The following is a 15677-nucleotide window of genomic DNA, read 5'->3' on the forward strand; positions in this document are numbered from 1 at the left end:
GAAGATAACCATGTCACAAACCGTGCATTTCCAGGGCAACCCCGTTTCTGTTCAGGGCACCATTCCGCAGGCAGGCGCTAAAGCGCAGCCGTTTACGCTGGTCGCCAAAGATCTCTCTGACGTCGCGCTGAGCCAGTACGCCGGCAAACGTAAAGTACTAAATATTTTCCCGAGCATTGATACCGGCGTGTGTGCCGCATCAGTGCGTAAATTCAACCAGCTGGCCGCTGAACTGGACAACACCGTGGTGCTGTGCATTTCCGCTGATCTGCCGTTCGCCCAGTCCCGCTTCTGCGGCGCGGAAGGCCTGAGCAACGTGGTGACCCTTTCCACGCTGCGCGGCGCGTCGTTCCTCGCTGACTACGGCGTCGCCATCGCTGCCGGTCCGCTGGCTGGCCTGGCCGCTCGCGCCGTGGTCGTTATCGATGAAAACGATCAGGTCGTCTACAGCCAGCTGGTGAATGAAATCACCGAAGAGCCGGACTACGACGCCGCGCTGGCCGCCCTGAAAGCCTGATAACAGATTGCCCGGGCGCATCACGCCCGCGGACATTCTATGTACTCAGCCCCCGCTCTGCGGGGGCTTTTTTATTGCCGTGGCGCATAGCGGGAGATAGCCCGCGCCATCGCCGGGCCGGTCAGTAAAATGGTAAACAGCCGCAACGTCTGTAGCGCCATAATGAACGACATATCCGCCCGGGTGCCGGCGGCGATAATCGCCACCGTGTCCAGGCCGCCAGGGCTGGTGGCCAGATAGGCGGTCATAAAGTCCATCTGCAGAATGTGGGTCAGGGCAAGGGCCATCAGGGCGCACATCAGGATCAGCCCAAGAATAGAGGCGATAATCTGCGGCAGCGTCTTCAGCGCCAGCAGAAAAATGGCTTTATTAAACTGCAGCCCCACCGTCCAGCCCAGCACCGCATAGGCCATCGCCAGCAGCCACTCCGGCAGCTCCAGCATCATCCAGCCGCTGCCCTGGACCAGCGCGCCGAGCAGCATCGGCAACAGCATGGCCCCGGAGGGGATGCGCAGCCGCATGCCCAGCCAACAGGCTAGCGCCGTCAGCAGCAGCGTGAAAGGGAAATTCAGGGTCAACGATGGAAACCAGACAATATCCTGAGTCATTTCCTGCGCTTCATTGCCCAACGCATAGCGCACCACCAGCGCCGCCGCGCCGACGACAAACAGCACCCGCAGATACTGCATCAGCGCCACCAGCCGCACATCGGCCCCGTACTCCTGGGCCATCACCACCATTGCCGACGCGCCGCCGGGAGAGCTTCCCCAGGCGCCGGTGGCGCCCGGCAGCGCGCTGTAGCGAACCAGCAACCAGCCGGTGAGGCCGCTAATCGCCAGGGTGGTCAACAGGATCGCCAGCACCAGCGCCCAGTTGTTGAACAGCACGCCAAAAACAGAGGGATTAATCGCCCGGGCGATCATGCAGCCGACGATGGCCTGCGCCGCCAGATAACAGGGACGAGGGATGCTCAGCTTCACCCCGCGCAGGCTCAAAATGAGACCGGCGATCAGCGGCCCCAGCAGTAGCGCTGCCGGCAAATGAAGGCGTAACAGCAGCGAGGAAAAGAGAACAGAGAGCAGCAGCAATGTCAGCCAGTGCCCGATCGCGCGACGCGACGCCAAGATGCACCACCCCGGAAAAAGGATTAAAAAACCAGTATATACAGGTTTGGCCCGCTTTGCAGGCCGAATGCCGGCGACGTGGGTCGCCGGCCTGGCGGGATTATTCGTCGCCCTTTTTCTGACTCAGACCATATTCACGCAGTTTATTGGCGATGGCGGTATGCGACACCCCCAGCCGCTTCGCCAGCTTACGGGTGCTGGGGTAGCTGCGATAGAGCTGGGTCAGCACCGAGCGCTCAAAGCGCCGGGTGATGTCGTCCAGCGACCCTTCCATGGCCTCCTCGCCCACCGGCAGCGACGCGACGTCATGGTCCGGCAGCAGAATGTCCTGTGGACGCAGCTCAAATCCCTCCAGTTGGGTCAGCGCGCGATAGACAGCATTCTTCAACTGGCGAACGTTGCCGGGCCAGCTGTAGCGGGTGAGCACCGTACTGAGATCGGCGGAGAGCTTCGGCCGCGGGACGCCCTGCTCATCAGCAAAGCGGGCCACGAACAGCTCCGTCAGCGGCATAATGTCCTGCGGGCAGTCGCGCAGCGGCGGCAGATACAGCGTCAGGACGTTGAGGCGATAGTAGAGATCTTCGCGGAACAGCCCTTTCTGCACCAGTTCGACCAGGTTTTTCTGCGTCGCGCAGATCACCCGCACATCGACGTGCACTTCATGATCCTCGCCAACTCGGCGGAAGGTGCCGTCGTTGAGGAAGCGCAGCAGCTTAGTCTGCATTCGCGGCGACATCTCGCCAATTTCATCCAGCAGCACCGAGCCGCCGTTGGCCTGCTCGAAGAAGCCCTTCTTACCCTGCAGCGCGTCGCCAAACAGCTCGCTCTCGACCGCGTCCTCGGGAATGGAGCCGCAGTTGAGCGCCAGATAAGGTTTGCCCGCCCGCGGGCTGGCCAGATGGCAGGCATGGGCCAGCAGATCTTTGCCGGTACCTGTGTCGCCGACAATCAGCAGCGGCGCGCTGAGCATCGCCAGCTTGCGCGCTTGCTCCACCACGTGGCGCATTTTCGGCCCCACCGCGAGGATCTGGCTGAAGGCGCTAGTGTCCTGGCTGGTCATGGTCTGCAGCTGGCGTCCCATGCGCACGGTTGAGCGCAGCATCGCTACGGCGCCGGTCAGCACCCGTTCGTTATGCTCCCCTTCCAGATAGACCGGGGTCACTTCCAGCAGATAGTTCTGTCCATTCACCACCACATGCTCCGCATGCGTCTCCTGCGGGCTGCTCTCCAGCCAGCGCTGAACGTTAAAATCGGCGATCAACTGGGCCACCGGATGGTTGCGCAGCTTCGCCTGGCTTTGGCCAAACAGCAGGCAGCTGGCGGGGTTGGCCAGTTCCACCCTGCCTTTGGTATCCAGCGACAGCACCGGCTCCGGCATCGCCACCAGCAGCGCGCTGAGCGCCAGGTGTTCACGCTCAGACGGCATCCACGGCACGGTGCGCACGTCTGTCACGCCGGCGATACGGCGGATCTCTGCCATCAGGCTGCTGAACGTGGCGAACTCCAGTTCGGCAAAATTGAGGTAAATTCGGCCTATAGGGTCAATATCGATACCACGTAGATCAATGCCGCGCAGCACCAGCAAATCGAGCAATTCACGAGTCAGACCGAGACGGTCTTCACAAAAGACTTCAAGACGCATGGGAGTGTTCACCCTAAAAGTGCCAATGACGGGAGAATAATAGGACAGGAATGAGTTTTCGGGAAGCTAACTGTCAACAATTATTGACAGCATGGCGGAAAAATGGGCGTTGTGCCGTAAAGTCAGGCGGTCAGTGGTTAAATGAACGCCTGGGCGAGCCGGGATCCAACCTGCCCGGTAGGCCGGGCAAGGCGAAGCCGCCGCCCGGCAATGTCTCTGAGCGGAGGTTACTTCTCCGGACTGGTTTTGCTTTTCTGCAGGGTCTCTTTCAGCTGCCCAATCAGCTCGCGACGAAAATCGCCGAGCCGCGGTTTATCATCGGCAATCCACGGTAGCGGGCGGCACAGCTCCATCGCCTTGATCCCGAGGCGGGCGGTCAGCAGTCCGGCACCGATGCCCTGTGCGGCGCGCGCCGACAGCCGGGCCGCCAGATCCTGCGACATCCAGTCCATCCCCACCTCGCGCACCAGTTCGCTGGCGCCAGCGAAAGCGATATTCAGCAACACCAGGCGAAACAGTCGCAGACGACTGTAATACCCGAGCTCAATGCCGTACAACGTGGCAATTCGGTTGATCAGCCGCAGGTTACGCCAGGCGATAAACGCCATATCCACCAGCGCCAGCGGGCTGACGGCAATCATCAGCGTCGACTCCGCCGCAGAACGGCTGATTTCCCGCCGCGCCTGGGCATCCAGCACCGGCTGCACCAGCTGCGCATAAAGGCTCACCACTTCCCGGTCGCTTTGCGTTTCGTGGATCGCGGCATACCAGCGCTGCAGCGCCGGATGCGACTGATCCAGACCCGCCTGCTGCGCCAGCTTTTCACAAAAGGCTTTCGCTTTACCGACCGCGTGACTGTGCAGCATATCGCGCGCTTCATCGCGTTCGTGGGCGCGCTGGCGCAGTCGCCACAGACGGCGCCACTCGGTGGCCACCGATCCGACGCCGGCCCCGACGATCAGCGCCCCGGCGACGCAGCCGCCCAGCGCAATCCAGTCCTGGGTCTGCCAGGCGTTAGCCGTCCACTGCACGCCTTGCGCCACGACGCTGACGCCGAAGATCGCCAGTCCGGCGCTGACCATCCGCCGCCACAGGCTGCGTTTGGGTCGCAGGACCGACTCCACCACCGCTTCCGCCGCTCCCTCTTCCTCTTCGCCGGTCACCAGCCGCGCTGGCGCGAAGTTGTCCGCCTCAAGGCGGTCAAAGGCGCGCGCGCTTTTCAGCGGCGGAATTTTTTCCGCTTGCAGCGGACCATCAAAATCAATCCGCGGTTTTAACGGTTCGCTCATCGCAGTTTATCTCCAATCAAAAATTCCAGCGCCGCGTCGAGGCGAATGTGCGGCAAAGGCCGATCGACATCCATGACCTGCGGACGAAAGTTTTCAAACTGAAATCCCTGCTGCTGCCAGAAGGCCTGGCCCGGCAGACGCGCCGGCACCTCGCCGGGATAGATGGTCAACGGCTGGCCGTCGCTCAGCCGATCGCCGCGCAGGGCGGGAATTTTCTCGCCATTCACCTCAATCAGCCCGCTCTGGGTCGCCTGAATGGACGCCAGCCCCAGGCAATCCATACTGATCCCCTCAAAGGCGGCGTTCTGCCACGCGTCCTGAATCAACTGCTGCAGGAGCGACACCATATTGCTGTGCTGATCGACCGTGACGTGGTCAGCTTTGGTGGCGGCAAACAGCAGCTTGTCGATAACCGGCGAAAACAACCGGCGAAACAAGGTGCGCTGCCCGTAATGGAAACTTTGCATCAGCTGGGTCAATGCCAGACGCATATCGTTAAAGGCCTGCGGCCCGCTGTTGAGCGGCTGCAGACAGTCCACCAGCACAATCTGCCGGTCGAAGCGCAGGAAGTGCTCTTTGTAGAACCCCTTCACCACCCTTTCGCAATAGTATTTGTAGCGTTCGCGCAGCATGCCGGCGTTGCTGTGTTTATCGGCCTGCGCCAGCTTGGCTTCGCCGATGGCGTCGACGTCGGGCCACGGGAAAAACTGCAGCGCCGGCGCGCCCGCCATTTCACCGGGCAGGACAAAGCGCCCGGGCTGGATAAAGTGCAACCCTTCGCGCTTACAGGCGTGCAGATAGTCCGTCCAGGCAGCGGCGATATCTGCCAGACGGGCCTCATCGGCAGGGGCCAGCGGATCCAGCCCGGCGCACAACTGCCGCCAGCGGGCCGACCACTCCGCACGCTGTCCCTGCAGGAGCCCGGTCATCTGTCGTGACCAGCTCAGATAATCCTGTGCCAGCATCGGCAGGTCGAGCAGCCACTCGCCCGGATAGTCGACGATCTCCAGATACAGCGTGGAGGTATCTTTAAAATGGCGCAGCAGGGAGTCATTCGAACGGTAGCGCAGCGCGAGACGGATCTCGCTCACCCCGCGCGTCGGGGTTGGCCACATGGGGGGCTGGCCGAACAGCTGGGCCAGCCCTTCGTCGTAGGTGAATCGGGGAATGCCAAAGTCCCGCTGCGGCACGCGCTTGACGCCGAGCAGCCGCTCTTCGCGTGCGGCGCTCAGCAGGGGCAGGCGGGCGCCCGTGTGGATATTTAATAGTTGATTGACCAGCGCGGTGATAAACGCCGTTTTACCGCTCCGGCTCAGGCCGGTCACCGCCAGACGTAAATGCCGGTCAACCCCGCGGTTGACCAGCGCATTCAATTCAGTTTTCAGTCGCTTCATCGCCAGTCCGTTATGCCCTGAAGGTATGTCTCGTCATCATAAGCTATCTGCCGGGGATAAGCAGGACAACGTTAATCCTTTTGCGCCTTCCCCACGGCGGCATTATTTCATCCCGCGCGTGACGCGGTTGGCCAGCCGGCTGAGCAGCGGCTCCAGCGCCACCGCCAGCAGCATTTTCAGCGGCCGACGCGCGACCGATTTAACCGCCCAGCCGGCAACGCCCGCCGGGCCGTAACGCAGCGCGGTCAGCAGCGCCAGCTTACCGACGATTTTCAGACCGGGCTTCACCTGCTGCCCGGCGCGTTGCCATTTGCTATTCATGCGTTGCCTCACTCGTTAAAAACAGGATTTACAGCTGGCGAAAGCGGCTGCGCAGCGTAAAGGTGTCGGAGGTCACATACCGCTCCATTTCACGCAGGCGCTGTTCACCGGAGGCCAGTTCGGCATCCACGGCGGCCAGCAGATCGCCATTGCTCGGCGCCTTGTGACCGTACAGTTCACTGTCCGGCATCGGATCCAGAGCAAAAGTCAAAATGATGTAGGCCACCAGGACAAAGAAAAAGAGGCCGAAAATCATCGCCAGCACGGTAATCAGACGCACCAGCTTCACCGGGACATCAAGATGCTGAGCAATGCCCGCGCAAACGCCCTTCACCATCCCGCGCTGCGGGATACGCCACAGTTTTTTATTCAGATCCAGTCCGGCCATTATTTGTCTCTCCAGTTCGGATGTTCAGCATCCAGGATCGCTTCCAGCGCCTGAATACGTTCGCGCATCCGCTTCGCGTCATCGGTCAACTGCAGCAGCCGTTGCTGCTCATTTTGCGTCAGACTGCCGTTGGCGCCGCGATTGTTGTAGTGCAGCCACAGCCAGACCGGCAGAACAAACAGCACAAACAGCGTCAGCGGAATGGCGAGAAAAAGCATGCTCATGTGTACTCCTTACAGGGGGTGAGCCGCGGCGCAACGCCGCGCCGCGCAATCATACTTACTGGTTGGACTGATTCATTTTGGCTTTCAACGCCGCCAGCTGCTCGCTGATTTCATCGTCCGCTTTCAGTTCGGCAAACTGCTGATCCAGCGTCTGCTGCTTGCCAAAGCGGTGGCTCTCCGCTTCCGCTTCCATCTGATCGATGCGACGCTCAAAGGATTCAAAGCGGGCCATCGCCTCATCCAGTTTACCGCTGTCCAGCTGGCGACGCACATCGCGGGACGAACTCGCCGCCTGATGGCGCAGCGCCAGCGCCTGCTGACGAGCGCGGGTTTCGCTGAGTTTGTTCTCCAGCTCGCCAATCTCTTTCTTCATGCGCGCCAGCGTTTCATCCACCAGCTGCACTTCATGATCAAGTTGAGCGATAAGGTCGGTCAGCTTCTGCTTTTCGATCAGCGCCGCCCGGGCCAGATCCTCTTTCTCTTTACGCAGCGCCAGCTCGGCTTTTTCCTGCCATTCCGCCTGCTGGGCGACCGCCTGCTCAATACGACGGGTCAGCTGTTTCTTTTCCGCCAGCGCGCGGGCCGACGTGGAACGCACTTCCACCAGCGTGTCTTCCATCTCCTGGATCATCAGACGCACCAGCTTTTGCGGGTCCTCCGCTTTCTCCAGCAGGGAGTTGATGTTGGCGTTCACGATGTCGGCAAAACGAGAAAAAATACCCATAATTTCAATCCTCATAGTTCTGGTTTCAGGCATTCACCTGTGGCTTAGCTAATACAAATGACGTGCCAACTTTTTATCTTATTGATTTTAAACAGAGTGGTTGCGAATTGTGCAGGGCATTGCTACAGTCACCTGGTTAATCACACTACTTAATGGCGAAATTAATCATGGCGCAGTACAAGGATAATCTGCTGGGCGAGGCCAACAGCTTTCTCGAGGTGCTGGAACAGGTTTCCCGGCTGGCCCCGCTGGATAAACCGGTGCTGGTCATCGGCGAGCGCGGCACCGGGAAAGAGCTTATCGCTAACCGTCTCCACTACCTCTCCAGCCGCTGGCAGGGACCGTTTATCTCGCTGAACTGCGCGGCGCTGAACGACAATTTGCTCGATTCGGAACTATTCGGCCACGAAGCCGGGGCCTTCACCGGGGCCAGCAAGCGCCATCCCGGGCGCTTCGAGCGCGCCGACGGCGGGACGTTATTTCTTGATGAGCTGGCGACGGCGCCGATGCTGGTGCAGGAGAAGCTGTTAAGAGTGATTGAATATGGCGAGCTGGAGCGCGTGGGCGGCAGCCAGCCGCTGCAGGTCAACGTCCGGCTGGTGTGCGCCACCAACGCTGACCTGCCGCGGATGGTGGAAGAAGGCCATTTTCGCGCCGACCTGCTCGACCGTCTGGCCTTCGACGTGGTGCAGCTTCCGCCGCTACGTGAACGGCAGAGCGACATCATGCTGCTCGCCAACCAATTTGCCATTCAGATGTGCCGCGAGCTCGGTTTGCCGCTGTTTCCCGGCTTCAGCGAACGTGCCACCGCAACGCTGCTCGGCTACCGCTGGCCGGGGAATATTCGTGAACTGAAGAATGTCGTCGAGCGCTCGGTCTATCGCCACGGCGACAGCGAGCACGAGCTGGACGCCATTATCCTCAACCCTTTCCGTCAGACCGCGGCCTCCGTGCCGGAGGCCGCGTCCGGGGACGAGCTGCCCGCTCTGCCGCTGGATTTGCGCGATTTTCAGCTCCAGCAGGAAAAACGCCTGCTGCAGCGGAGTCTGCAGCAGGCGAAGTATCATCAGAAGCAGGCGGCGGAGCTGCTGGGGTTAACCTATCACCAGCTCCGCGCGCTACTGAAAAAACATCAGCTGTGAGAGGCGCGCGGCAGCAGCAGCGCGCTCACCGCCATCGCCCCCAGGCATAAGACGGCGTTAAACCACAGGGCATACTGGGCGGCATGGGCCATGCCCAGCGGCAAAAACAGCGCGAAAAGTGACGCCGTCACGGCAATACCCATCGCCCCGCCCAGCGAGCTGCCCATCTTGTAGATCCCCGAGGCGACGCCGATTTTGTTCTCCGGCGCGTTGGCCACCGCCGTATCCGTTGAGGGTGTGGCGTAGCAGCCCAGCCCGAGGCCAAACAGCACGTTGCTGGCGAACACCACCCCGATATACAGCGCCTTATCGAGAAAAGTGCAGGATATCAGGCCGATGGCAATCGCGGTCAGCACCGGCCCGGCCATCATCGGCAGCCGGGCGCCATAGCGCTGCAGCAGCTTCTCGCCCACCCGGATCATCGCCAGGACGGTCACCAGATAGCCGAGGGTCATCATCCCGCTCTCCAGCGGCGTCAGGTGGTGCCCCTGCTGCAGCCAGATGCTGGCGATCATCATGGTGCCAATCGCCCCATTGAGCAGAAAGTTCGACAGCACTGCCGCGCCGTAGGCCCGGTTACGAAACAGCGCAAAATCAATCAGCGCCGCCTCGCCTTTGCGCATGCCGTTGCGGATAAATACCGCCCCCGCCGCCAGCGCCCCGACCAGCATGGTCAACGACAGCGGACTGCTCCATCCCCAGCCATGGCCCTTGCTGATAAACAAATTCACCAGCACCAGCGCGGCAATCAGGCTCAGCAGACCGCCGACGTCCAGCTTATGCTGGCTGGCGCTGGCGCTGCGGCTCTCCGGCGTGCCGCGCAGCAAAAACAGCGCCAGCAGAGCGACGGCAATGGAGAAGACGAAGATCCAGCGCCAGCCGAGCCCGGTGGCAATGGCTCCGCCAACGAAGGAACAGAGACCGCTGCCGCCCCACGAGCCGATGACCCAGAAGCTGACCGCCCGCTGCCGCGCACGCCCCTCATACCAGGTCTTAATCAGCGCCAGCGTCGCCGGCATAATGCACGCCGCCGACAGCCCCTGCAGCACCCGGCCGGCCAGGAACAGCCCCGGCCCCTGAGCGACCACCAGCATGGCGCTGCCGACGATACTCAGCCCCAGTCCGAGGGTGGTCATCCGCATCCGGCCAAACTTGTCCGCCAGGCCGCCGCTGGCGACCACGAAACAGCCGCTGAACAGCGCGCTGAGACTGACGGCCAGGGTTAAGGTTTCAAGGGAGATATCAAGACTGCTTTTCATCGCCGGCACCACGTTAATCACCGACTGGGCAAACAGCCAGAAGGTTAAAACGCTTAGCACAATCCCCACCAGCAGGCGATCGCTGCCGACAAAGGGGGTGTCGCTCACGGTGACAGTGCTCATCGCATGGCCCTCCTGTTTCCGGTGATTAACGCAAATAGTGTTCCGCCAGACCGCACCACAGCGCCGCCCCGGTCAGCAACAGCGCGTCGTTGAAGTCATAGCCCGGGTTATGGACCATGCAGCGATCCGGCTCATCGCCAGCGCCGATGGTGAAATAACTGCCATGCGGGTGCTGTTCCAGCATGAAGGCAAAATCTTCACTGCCCATAAACGGCTTCACCTCGCCCACCTGCTCTGCGCCAAACAGCGATGTCGCCACCTCCCGCACCATCGCGTTGGCCGCCGGATCGTTACGCAATACCGGGCTGCCGTTGACGTGCGTCAGCGTGGCCGTGGCGTTGAAGCTCTCCGCCTGAGCCACGGCGATATCATGGATCCGCTGCAGCACGGTCTCGCGCACCTGCTCATTGAGGGTGCGCACCGTGAGCTTCATCAGCACGTGATCGTTAATGATATTGGGCGCGTGTCCGGCCTGGATGCTGCCGACGGTGACCACCGCCGGTTCGAACGGGGTGATATTCCGCGAGACGATCGACTGCAGCGCGAGGGTGATATGGCAGGCGACCAGCGTGGCATCCACGGTATGCTCCGGTACCGCGCCGTGGCCGCCAACGCCTTTCACCTCAATATGCAGCGTATCGGAGGAGGCCATCATCGCCCCGTCGCGCAGGCCGATCTTGCCCAGCGGCTGACCCGGCATATTGTGCAAGCCGAAGATGGCATCGCAGGGGAACCGGTCAAACAGACCGTCCTCGACCATCACTCGCCCGCCGTACAACAGCTCTTCCGCGGGCTGGAAAATCAGCTGCAGCGTCCCGGTAAACTGGCGGGTGCGCGCCAGATATTCAGCCGCGTAGAGCAGCGTGGTGGTGTGCCCGTCATGGCCGCAGCCGTGGAAACGCCCGTCAACCTGGCTTGCCCACGGCTTCCCGCTCCGCTCCTGCATCGGCAGGGCATCCATATCCGCCCGCAGGCCGAGGCGTTTTTTTCCGTGGCCGACGCGCAGCGTGCCCACCACTCCGGTGCCCGCCAGGCCGCGGTGAACCTCGTATCCCCACTCGCCAAGCAGTCGAGCGACCTCATTGCTGGTTTGATGTTCTTCAAAGCCGATCTCCGGCTGCTGGTGGAACTGGCGACGCAGGGCAATAAATTGCGCCTCGTTGACCTGCAAGGCTTCAAGCAACGGATGTGTCATTTTTGTTATTCCTGTGTTGTGTTTGCACGACACTTTCGAGTTTATGCGGGTGAAACAGCTTTCAGGTGCGCTTTTTTGTTTTATATTGACGAGAAATCAATGACTGTTTTTCATACATATCAGTTATGACAAAAAATAACGGGTTGTTTTTTGTCTGCGGAGGAGTGTCACGTGGAGCAGCATTCAGGCGACTTTAGCGTCACCGTGCGCGATGTACGTCAGTTGAACCAGACAGAAGGCGATCTGCTGACGCTGCTATGGGTGCTGGAGGGGAGCGTAAATCTGACGGAGGCGGAAGGTGTGCCGCAGCCGCTCGCCGCCGACGAGCTGGCGATCGTTAACCGCAACCGTCGCTGGAGTCTGCGCAGCGCCGGTACCAACGCAGTGATGATCCTGACCCTTTCCGCCAGCTGGCTGACCCGCCTTGACAGCGCTTTTTTTGCTGTCGACTATCAGATAACGCCGCGCACCCGGGATGCGGAGGACGGCCTGCGCCGCCTGATGCGCCAGCTGCTGGTGAGCGGCCTGGTCAAGCATCCCGGCCATTACCGACTGGAGGCCAACCGCTGGCTGAGTGAGATAGCGCTCCTGCTGGCCACGCGCTTCAGCCAGCCCATCGCCTCCACGCCGCGCCGCGGAGCGGAGAACTGGAGCCGGCGAATAGCCAGCGTGGTGGCGCGGATCGACGCCAACTATCAGCGCCGCTTCTCGTTGCAGGAGGTGGCGGCAGCGGAATTTGTCTCCGAGGCCTGGCTGTCACGCTTATTTCACAAAGAAGTCGGGGTGAGTTTTGTTCAGTACCTCACCGCGCTGCGCCTGCGCCACGCCGCCGATCAGTTGTTGACCACCCGCAAACCCGCCCAGCAAATCGCCCGCGAACAGGGGTTCGCCAGTACCCGTATGATGAGCGATCTGTTTAAGCGCCAGCACGGCGTGACGCCGCGCCAGTATCGTGAACAGCATCCCCGGGAGCTTGCCCGACCGCGTCCGCCGCAGGCCGACCGCTGGCAGCTGGTCGCTGTCGACCGGCTCTATGCTCGCCTCAATGAACCGGAACCACGCGACCGGGAAAGTCCCCCGCTGCCGATCAATCCGCCGCAGACCCGGGAGATCAACCTGCACGATCGCCCGGCGCGCGCCGCTGTGCTGCGCCATACCCGGATGGTGGTGACCGTGCGCGAGCTGGACGACCTGCTACGGGAGGATGTGCGCCGGGAACTGGAGCAGCTGCACCGCGCCCTGCCGGTGTATGCCATCGATATCAACGATCCCTTTCTCAGCAGCCGGCTGTTCGGCACCGGCTGGGACGATCCGCAGATGGCCGGCTACGCCTGCTGGTATAACCTGCAGCAGATTTTTAGCTGGCTGGCGGCGATGGGCTGGAACGTGATCCTCCACACCGGCGTCACCACCCGCAGCGACCTGCTGCAGCGGTTTCTGCTGCTCGCCGCCAACCATTTTCCGCCGGCCACGCTCAACAGCTGGCGCTTTGTCTGGCACTGGTCGCCGCAGGCCAGCGAAGCGACCCGCCAGGCGGCCTGGCGCCAGCAGCGCGAGGTTCTTCACCGCCTGCTGCCGCAGCCGCAGCTGGGGATCTGGCACCGCTTTGCTCCCAGCGATCCCGGTAACGATCCGTTGTTTCACTCACCGCTGCTGGCGGAGGCGGATTTTCTCGCCTGCCAGGCAGATGCCAACGAACAACTGGATCTGGCGCAGGCAGACAGCAGCCGCCTGGCCTCCAGCGAACATTATCCGCTGCACAAGCTGCGGCAGATCCACAGCGCCCTGCGCCAGCGACAGCTTAACCTGCCGCTGTGGCTGCTCTCCTGGAATACCCTGACCGGCGATACGCGGGATACCAACGGCCGCTTTTTTCGCGGCGCGCTGTTGATGGATAATCTGCTGGGGGTGGCGGACCAGGTCTGGCTGGCGGGCTTCTGGTTAAATTCAGGCCTCCAGGGCGAAGCCCGCGCTAACGGGAAGCTCGATACCTCCAGCCTGGCGCTGCACTATCTGCACGGGCTGCCTCGCCCGGTTTACTGGGTACTGTGGCTCTGGCGGCGGCTGCGCGGCGAGATCCTGTTTCAGGATAAAAACCTGCTGTTGCTTCACCACCAGGGGCACTACCAGCTGCTGCTGCGCAATACGGTGGTCTACAATCCCTGGCTCTCCAGCGAAGCGGCCTTTATCCAGCGTTTCAGCCAGCCCTACAGCGTGCGGCTGCAGGGCCTGGAGGGCGGCTGGCGCGTCAAACAGCACCTGTTCGATCAGCATCATGGCGCGTTATTCCCGCTGGTCGACGCCTTTCGCAGCCGCAGCGGCCCCGACGATGAGGATTACCAGTGGTTGATGCATCGGGCTCGTCCGGCGCTCAGTGTGGAAGATGCCCGGCTTGACGGACACTGGCTGCGGGTCGACTCGCTGGAAAGCAACGCTTTGGCGCTGTACGAATTTACGCCTCAGCGCGCTCCCGGCGAGGATCCCGCCCCCGCAAGCAATCCGTGAATTTTGCGCTGGCTCTCCGTCGTCGCCGGGTTGAAAACCAGCAGCGACAGATCGGGGCGGCCTTCCACGGCAAAAGAGGTGAACTCCAGATCGAGCGGGCCCATCTGCGGATGGTGAATGCGCTTATAGCCTTCTCCGTGGCCGGCGACGTCATGGCTTTGCCAGAAACGGGCGAACTCAACGCTCTGCTGCGTGAGTTCAGCGATCAACTGGTCAGTTTCCGTCGTCGCCCCCATCCGGGTGACGTCGGCGCGAAAAGCGTTGACGATAAGCTGCCCCACCGTCTGCCAGTCCTCCAGCGTGCAGCGGGCTTCAGGTCGGGTAAACAGGCGACGCAGTACGTTGCGCTCCGCCAGCGGTAGCTGGCTGTAGTCGGTCAGCACCCTGGCCGCCGCGGCGTTCCAGGCGATGACGTCCCAGCTGGCGGTGCGGATAATCGCCGGAATAGTAAAAGCGTCAAGCACCCGCTGCAGCCGCGGCGTCATATCATCTGTCACCGTCAGACGCGTCTGCGGCGGATGGCCAAAGGCGAGAATAAACAGATGCTCGCGCTCCGGGGTGGTCAGCCGCAGACCGCAGGCGATCCGCTCCAGCACCTCGCGGGAGGGCGCCCCGCCGCGCCCCTGTTCAAGCCAGGTATACCAGGTCGGGCTGATACTGGCGAGCTGCGCGACCTCTTCGCGGCGCAGCCCCGGCGTGCGCCGGCGTCCCGCCGGGAAGCCAAACGTCGCCGGATCGAGGCGCTGGCGCCGGGCGCGGAGAAAATCGCCTAAAGCATGGTTGTCAGAAGTGTTCATCATCTGCCTGTGGGTTCTGCCTGTTAGAATTTATACCCCGATAATGTCTCTACTTTTATAGTATGACATCGCAGGTAGGATACGCCTGAAACCCGTTCAGGAGATCCATGATGCGTATATTTCTTACCGGCGCGAGCGGATTTATCGGCTCACGTATTCTTCCGGCCCTGCAGGCGTCGGGCCATCAGGTTATCGGCCTCGCGCGCAGCGACACCGCAGCGCAGACCCTGAAAGCGGCAGGCGTCGAGGTGCACCGCGGCACGCTGGACGCCCCGGACTCGCTACTGGCTGGCGTCGAGGGCGCTGACGCGGTGATCCATACCGCCTTCGACCACGACTTCAGCCGCTTTGCCGCCAACTGCGAGAAAGACCGCCAGGCGATCCTGACCATGGGTCGGGCGTTGCAAGGCAGCGCGCGGCCGCTGGTCATCACCTCCGGCACATTGATGGGCGACGACGGGAGCGGCGTCCCGGCCCGGGAGTCGTTCTTCAACTCAGGGCACCCCAGCCCGCGCACCGCCTCTGAGCTCGCCGGTCAGCAACTGCTGGAGGCGGGAGTGGATGTTCGGGTGGTTCGCCTGCCGCAGGTACATGACACCGTGCGCCAAGGGCTACTGACCAGCTATATCGAACGCGCGGTCGCCAACGGGGCGGTGGCCCTGCGCGGCGAGGGAAGCAACCGCTGGTCCGCCGCCCATGTCAATGACGTCGCGCGACTGTACGTTAGCGCCCTGCTGCAGGGCGCGGCCGGCGAGCGCTACCATGCGGTGGACGAAGAGGGGATCGCGTTACGCGATATTGCTACGGTAATTGCTCAGGGATTAAACCTGCCGCTGACCCACCTGGATGAGTCGCAGGTCGACGCCTGGTTCGGCTGGTTTGCGCCGTTTACCGCCCTTGACCTGCGCGCCAGCTCAGCATGGACCCGTGAGCGATTGCAGTGGCAGCCGGTTGGCCCCGGGCTGCTGGAGGACCTGCGGAATATGGATTACCAAAAAGTGACGTTGTCACGATAAGCGAGCGAAACCCTCTG

15 protein-coding genes are annotated in these 15677 nt (G+C 62.0%); 4 read left to right on the forward strand and 11 right to left on the reverse strand.

Annotated elements, in window-relative coordinates; all coding sequences use genetic code 11:
* The first annotated feature begins 10 nt into the window (after positions 1-10).
* Positions 11-517, forward strand: coding sequence for a thiol peroxidase (gene tpx / locus SP68_RS14570; protein WP_008805229.1), 507 nt, complete (start codon positions 11-13; stop codon positions 515-517).
* Positions 518-588: 71 nt separating this feature from the next.
* On the opposite strand, the gene SP68_RS14575 is transcribed toward tpx, so the two are convergent.
* From SP68_RS14575 to pspA, 8 genes are all read right to left on the reverse strand, one after another.
* Positions 589-1641, reverse strand: a complete 1053-nt coding sequence (locus SP68_RS14575; protein ID WP_008805230.1) for an AbrB family transcriptional regulator — start codon at positions 1639-1641, stop codon at positions 589-591.
* 100 nt (positions 1642-1741) lie between these two features.
* The gene (gene tyrR, locus SP68_RS14580) at positions 1742-3283 is read right to left on the reverse strand and encodes a transcriptional regulator TyrR (RefSeq protein ID WP_012542019.1); all 1542 of its coding nucleotides are present in this window, start codon (positions 3281-3283) and stop codon (positions 1742-1744) included.
* A 227-nt stretch (positions 3284-3510) separates the two neighbouring features.
* Positions 3511-4572 (reverse strand): YcjF family protein, encoded by a 1062-nt coding sequence (locus SP68_RS14585; protein ID WP_022064700.1) that lies wholly within the window; start codon positions 4570-4572, stop codon positions 3511-3513.
* Positions 4569-5966 (reverse strand): YcjX family GTP-binding protein, encoded by a 1398-nt coding sequence (locus tag SP68_RS14590; protein WP_040968409.1) that lies wholly within the window; start codon positions 5964-5966, stop codon positions 4569-4571. Before SP68_RS14590 ends, SP68_RS14585 begins: the two co-directional genes overlap by 4 nt.
* 102 nt (positions 5967-6068) lie before the next feature.
* Positions 6069-6287 (reverse strand): phage shock protein PspD, encoded by a 219-nt coding sequence (gene pspD / locus SP68_RS14595; RefSeq protein ID WP_002901915.1) that lies wholly within the window; start codon positions 6285-6287, stop codon positions 6069-6071.
* 28 nt (positions 6288-6315) lie between these two features.
* On the reverse strand, positions 6316-6675 hold the full coding sequence (pspC, locus tag SP68_RS14600; protein ID WP_004203911.1) for an envelope stress response membrane protein PspC: 360 nt from the start codon (positions 6673-6675) through the stop codon (positions 6316-6318).
* Positions 6675-6899, reverse strand: a complete 225-nt coding sequence (gene pspB, locus SP68_RS14605) for an envelope stress response membrane protein PspB (protein ID WP_002901911.1) — start codon at positions 6897-6899, stop codon at positions 6675-6677. The genes pspC and pspB overlap by 1 nt, the downstream gene beginning before the upstream one ends.
* Before the next feature lie 55 nt (positions 6900-6954).
* Positions 6955-7623: a phage shock protein PspA gene (gene pspA / locus SP68_RS14610; RefSeq protein WP_004203910.1), complete on the reverse strand. Its 669-nt coding sequence runs from the start codon at positions 7621-7623 to the stop codon at positions 6955-6957.
* 152 nt (positions 7624-7775) lie between these two features.
* Between pspA and pspF the strand changes: the two genes are divergently transcribed.
* A complete protein-coding gene (pspF, locus tag SP68_RS14615; protein WP_162499978.1) occupies positions 7776-8765 on the forward strand; it encodes a phage shock protein operon transcriptional activator in 990 nt (329 codons plus the stop codon).
* Here pspF and SP68_RS14620 read toward each other — a convergent pair.
* Together SP68_RS14620 and SP68_RS14625 are read right to left on the reverse strand one after the other, a co-directional pair.
* A complete protein-coding gene (locus SP68_RS14620; protein ID WP_008805235.1) occupies positions 8756-10147 on the reverse strand; it encodes an MFS transporter in 1392 nt (463 codons plus the stop codon). The genes pspF and SP68_RS14620 overlap by 10 nt on opposite strands.
* 25 nt (positions 10148-10172) lie before the next feature.
* Positions 10173-11342 (reverse strand): M20 aminoacylase family protein, encoded by a 1170-nt coding sequence (locus SP68_RS14625; protein ID WP_008805236.1) that lies wholly within the window; start codon positions 11340-11342, stop codon positions 10173-10175.
* Positions 11343-11513: 171 nt separating this feature from the next.
* Between SP68_RS14625 and SP68_RS14630 the strand changes: the two genes are divergently transcribed.
* Positions 11514-13847, forward strand: coding sequence for a helix-turn-helix domain-containing protein (locus SP68_RS14630; RefSeq protein WP_022065869.1), 2334 nt, complete (start codon positions 11514-11516; stop codon positions 13845-13847).
* Here the strand turns inward: SP68_RS14630 and SP68_RS14635 are convergent.
* Entirely contained in the window at positions 13802-14644 is an 843-nt protein-coding gene (locus SP68_RS14635) for a helix-turn-helix transcriptional regulator (RefSeq protein WP_008805238.1), read from the reverse strand. The two genes, SP68_RS14630 and SP68_RS14635, sit on opposite strands and share 46 nt — an antisense overlap.
* 107 nt (positions 14645-14751) lie before the next feature.
* Here SP68_RS14635 and SP68_RS14640 point away from each other — a divergent pair, with 107 nt between their 5' ends.
* A complete protein-coding gene (locus tag SP68_RS14640) occupies positions 14752-15660 on the forward strand; it encodes an SDR family oxidoreductase (protein ID WP_162499979.1) in 909 nt (302 codons plus the stop codon).
* The last annotated feature ends 17 nt before the right edge of the window (positions 15661-15677 follow it).

Source organism: Klebsiella variicola, from assembly GCF_000828055.2.
Lineage (GTDB): Bacteria > Pseudomonadota > Gammaproteobacteria > Enterobacterales > Enterobacteriaceae > Klebsiella > Klebsiella variicola.

Bases quoted from the DNA above. Each gene is read 5' to 3' on its own strand.
- SP68_RS14640 (WP_162499979.1), top strand. From the start codon at position 14,752: ATGATGCGTATATTTCTTACCGGCGCGAGCGGATTTATCGGCTCACGT.
- SP68_RS14585 (WP_022064700.1), bottom strand. From the start codon at position 4,572: ATGAGCGAACCGTTAAAACCGCGGATTGATTTTGATGGTCCGCTGCAA.
- pspD (WP_002901915.1), bottom strand. From the start codon at position 6,287: ATGAATAGCAAATGGCAACGCGCCGGGCAGCAGGTGAAGCCCGGTCTG.
- SP68_RS14625 (WP_008805236.1), bottom strand. From the start codon at position 11,342: ATGACACATCCGTTGCTTGAAGCCTTGCAGGTCAACGAGGCGCAATTT.
- tyrR (WP_012542019.1), bottom strand. From the start codon at position 3,283: ATGCGTCTTGAAGTCTTTTGTGAAGACCGTCTCGGTCTGACTCGTGAA.
- SP68_RS14635 (WP_008805238.1), bottom strand. From the start codon at position 14,644: ATGAACACTTCTGACAACCATGCTTTAGGCGATTTTCTCCGCGCCCGG.
- pspC (WP_004203911.1), bottom strand. From the start codon at position 6,675: ATGGCCGGACTGGATCTGAATAAAAAACTGTGGCGTATCCCGCAGCGC.
- pspB (WP_002901911.1), bottom strand. From the start codon at position 6,899: ATGAGCATGCTTTTTCTCGCCATTCCGCTGACGCTGTTTGTGCTGTTT.
- SP68_RS14620 (WP_008805235.1), bottom strand. From the start codon at position 10,147: ATGAGCACTGTCACCGTGAGCGACACCCCCTTTGTCGGCAGCGATCGC.
- tpx (WP_008805229.1), top strand. From the start codon at position 11: ATGTCACAAACCGTGCATTTCCAGGGCAACCCCGTTTCTGTTCAGGGC.
- pspF (WP_162499978.1), top strand. From the start codon at position 7,776: ATGGCGAAATTAATCATGGCGCAGTACAAGGATAATCTGCTGGGCGAG.
- pspA (WP_004203910.1), bottom strand. From the start codon at position 7,623: ATGGGTATTTTTTCTCGTTTTGCCGACATCGTGAACGCCAACATCAAC.
- SP68_RS14590 (WP_040968409.1), bottom strand. From the start codon at position 5,966: ATGAAGCGACTGAAAACTGAATTGAATGCGCTGGTCAACCGCGGGGTT.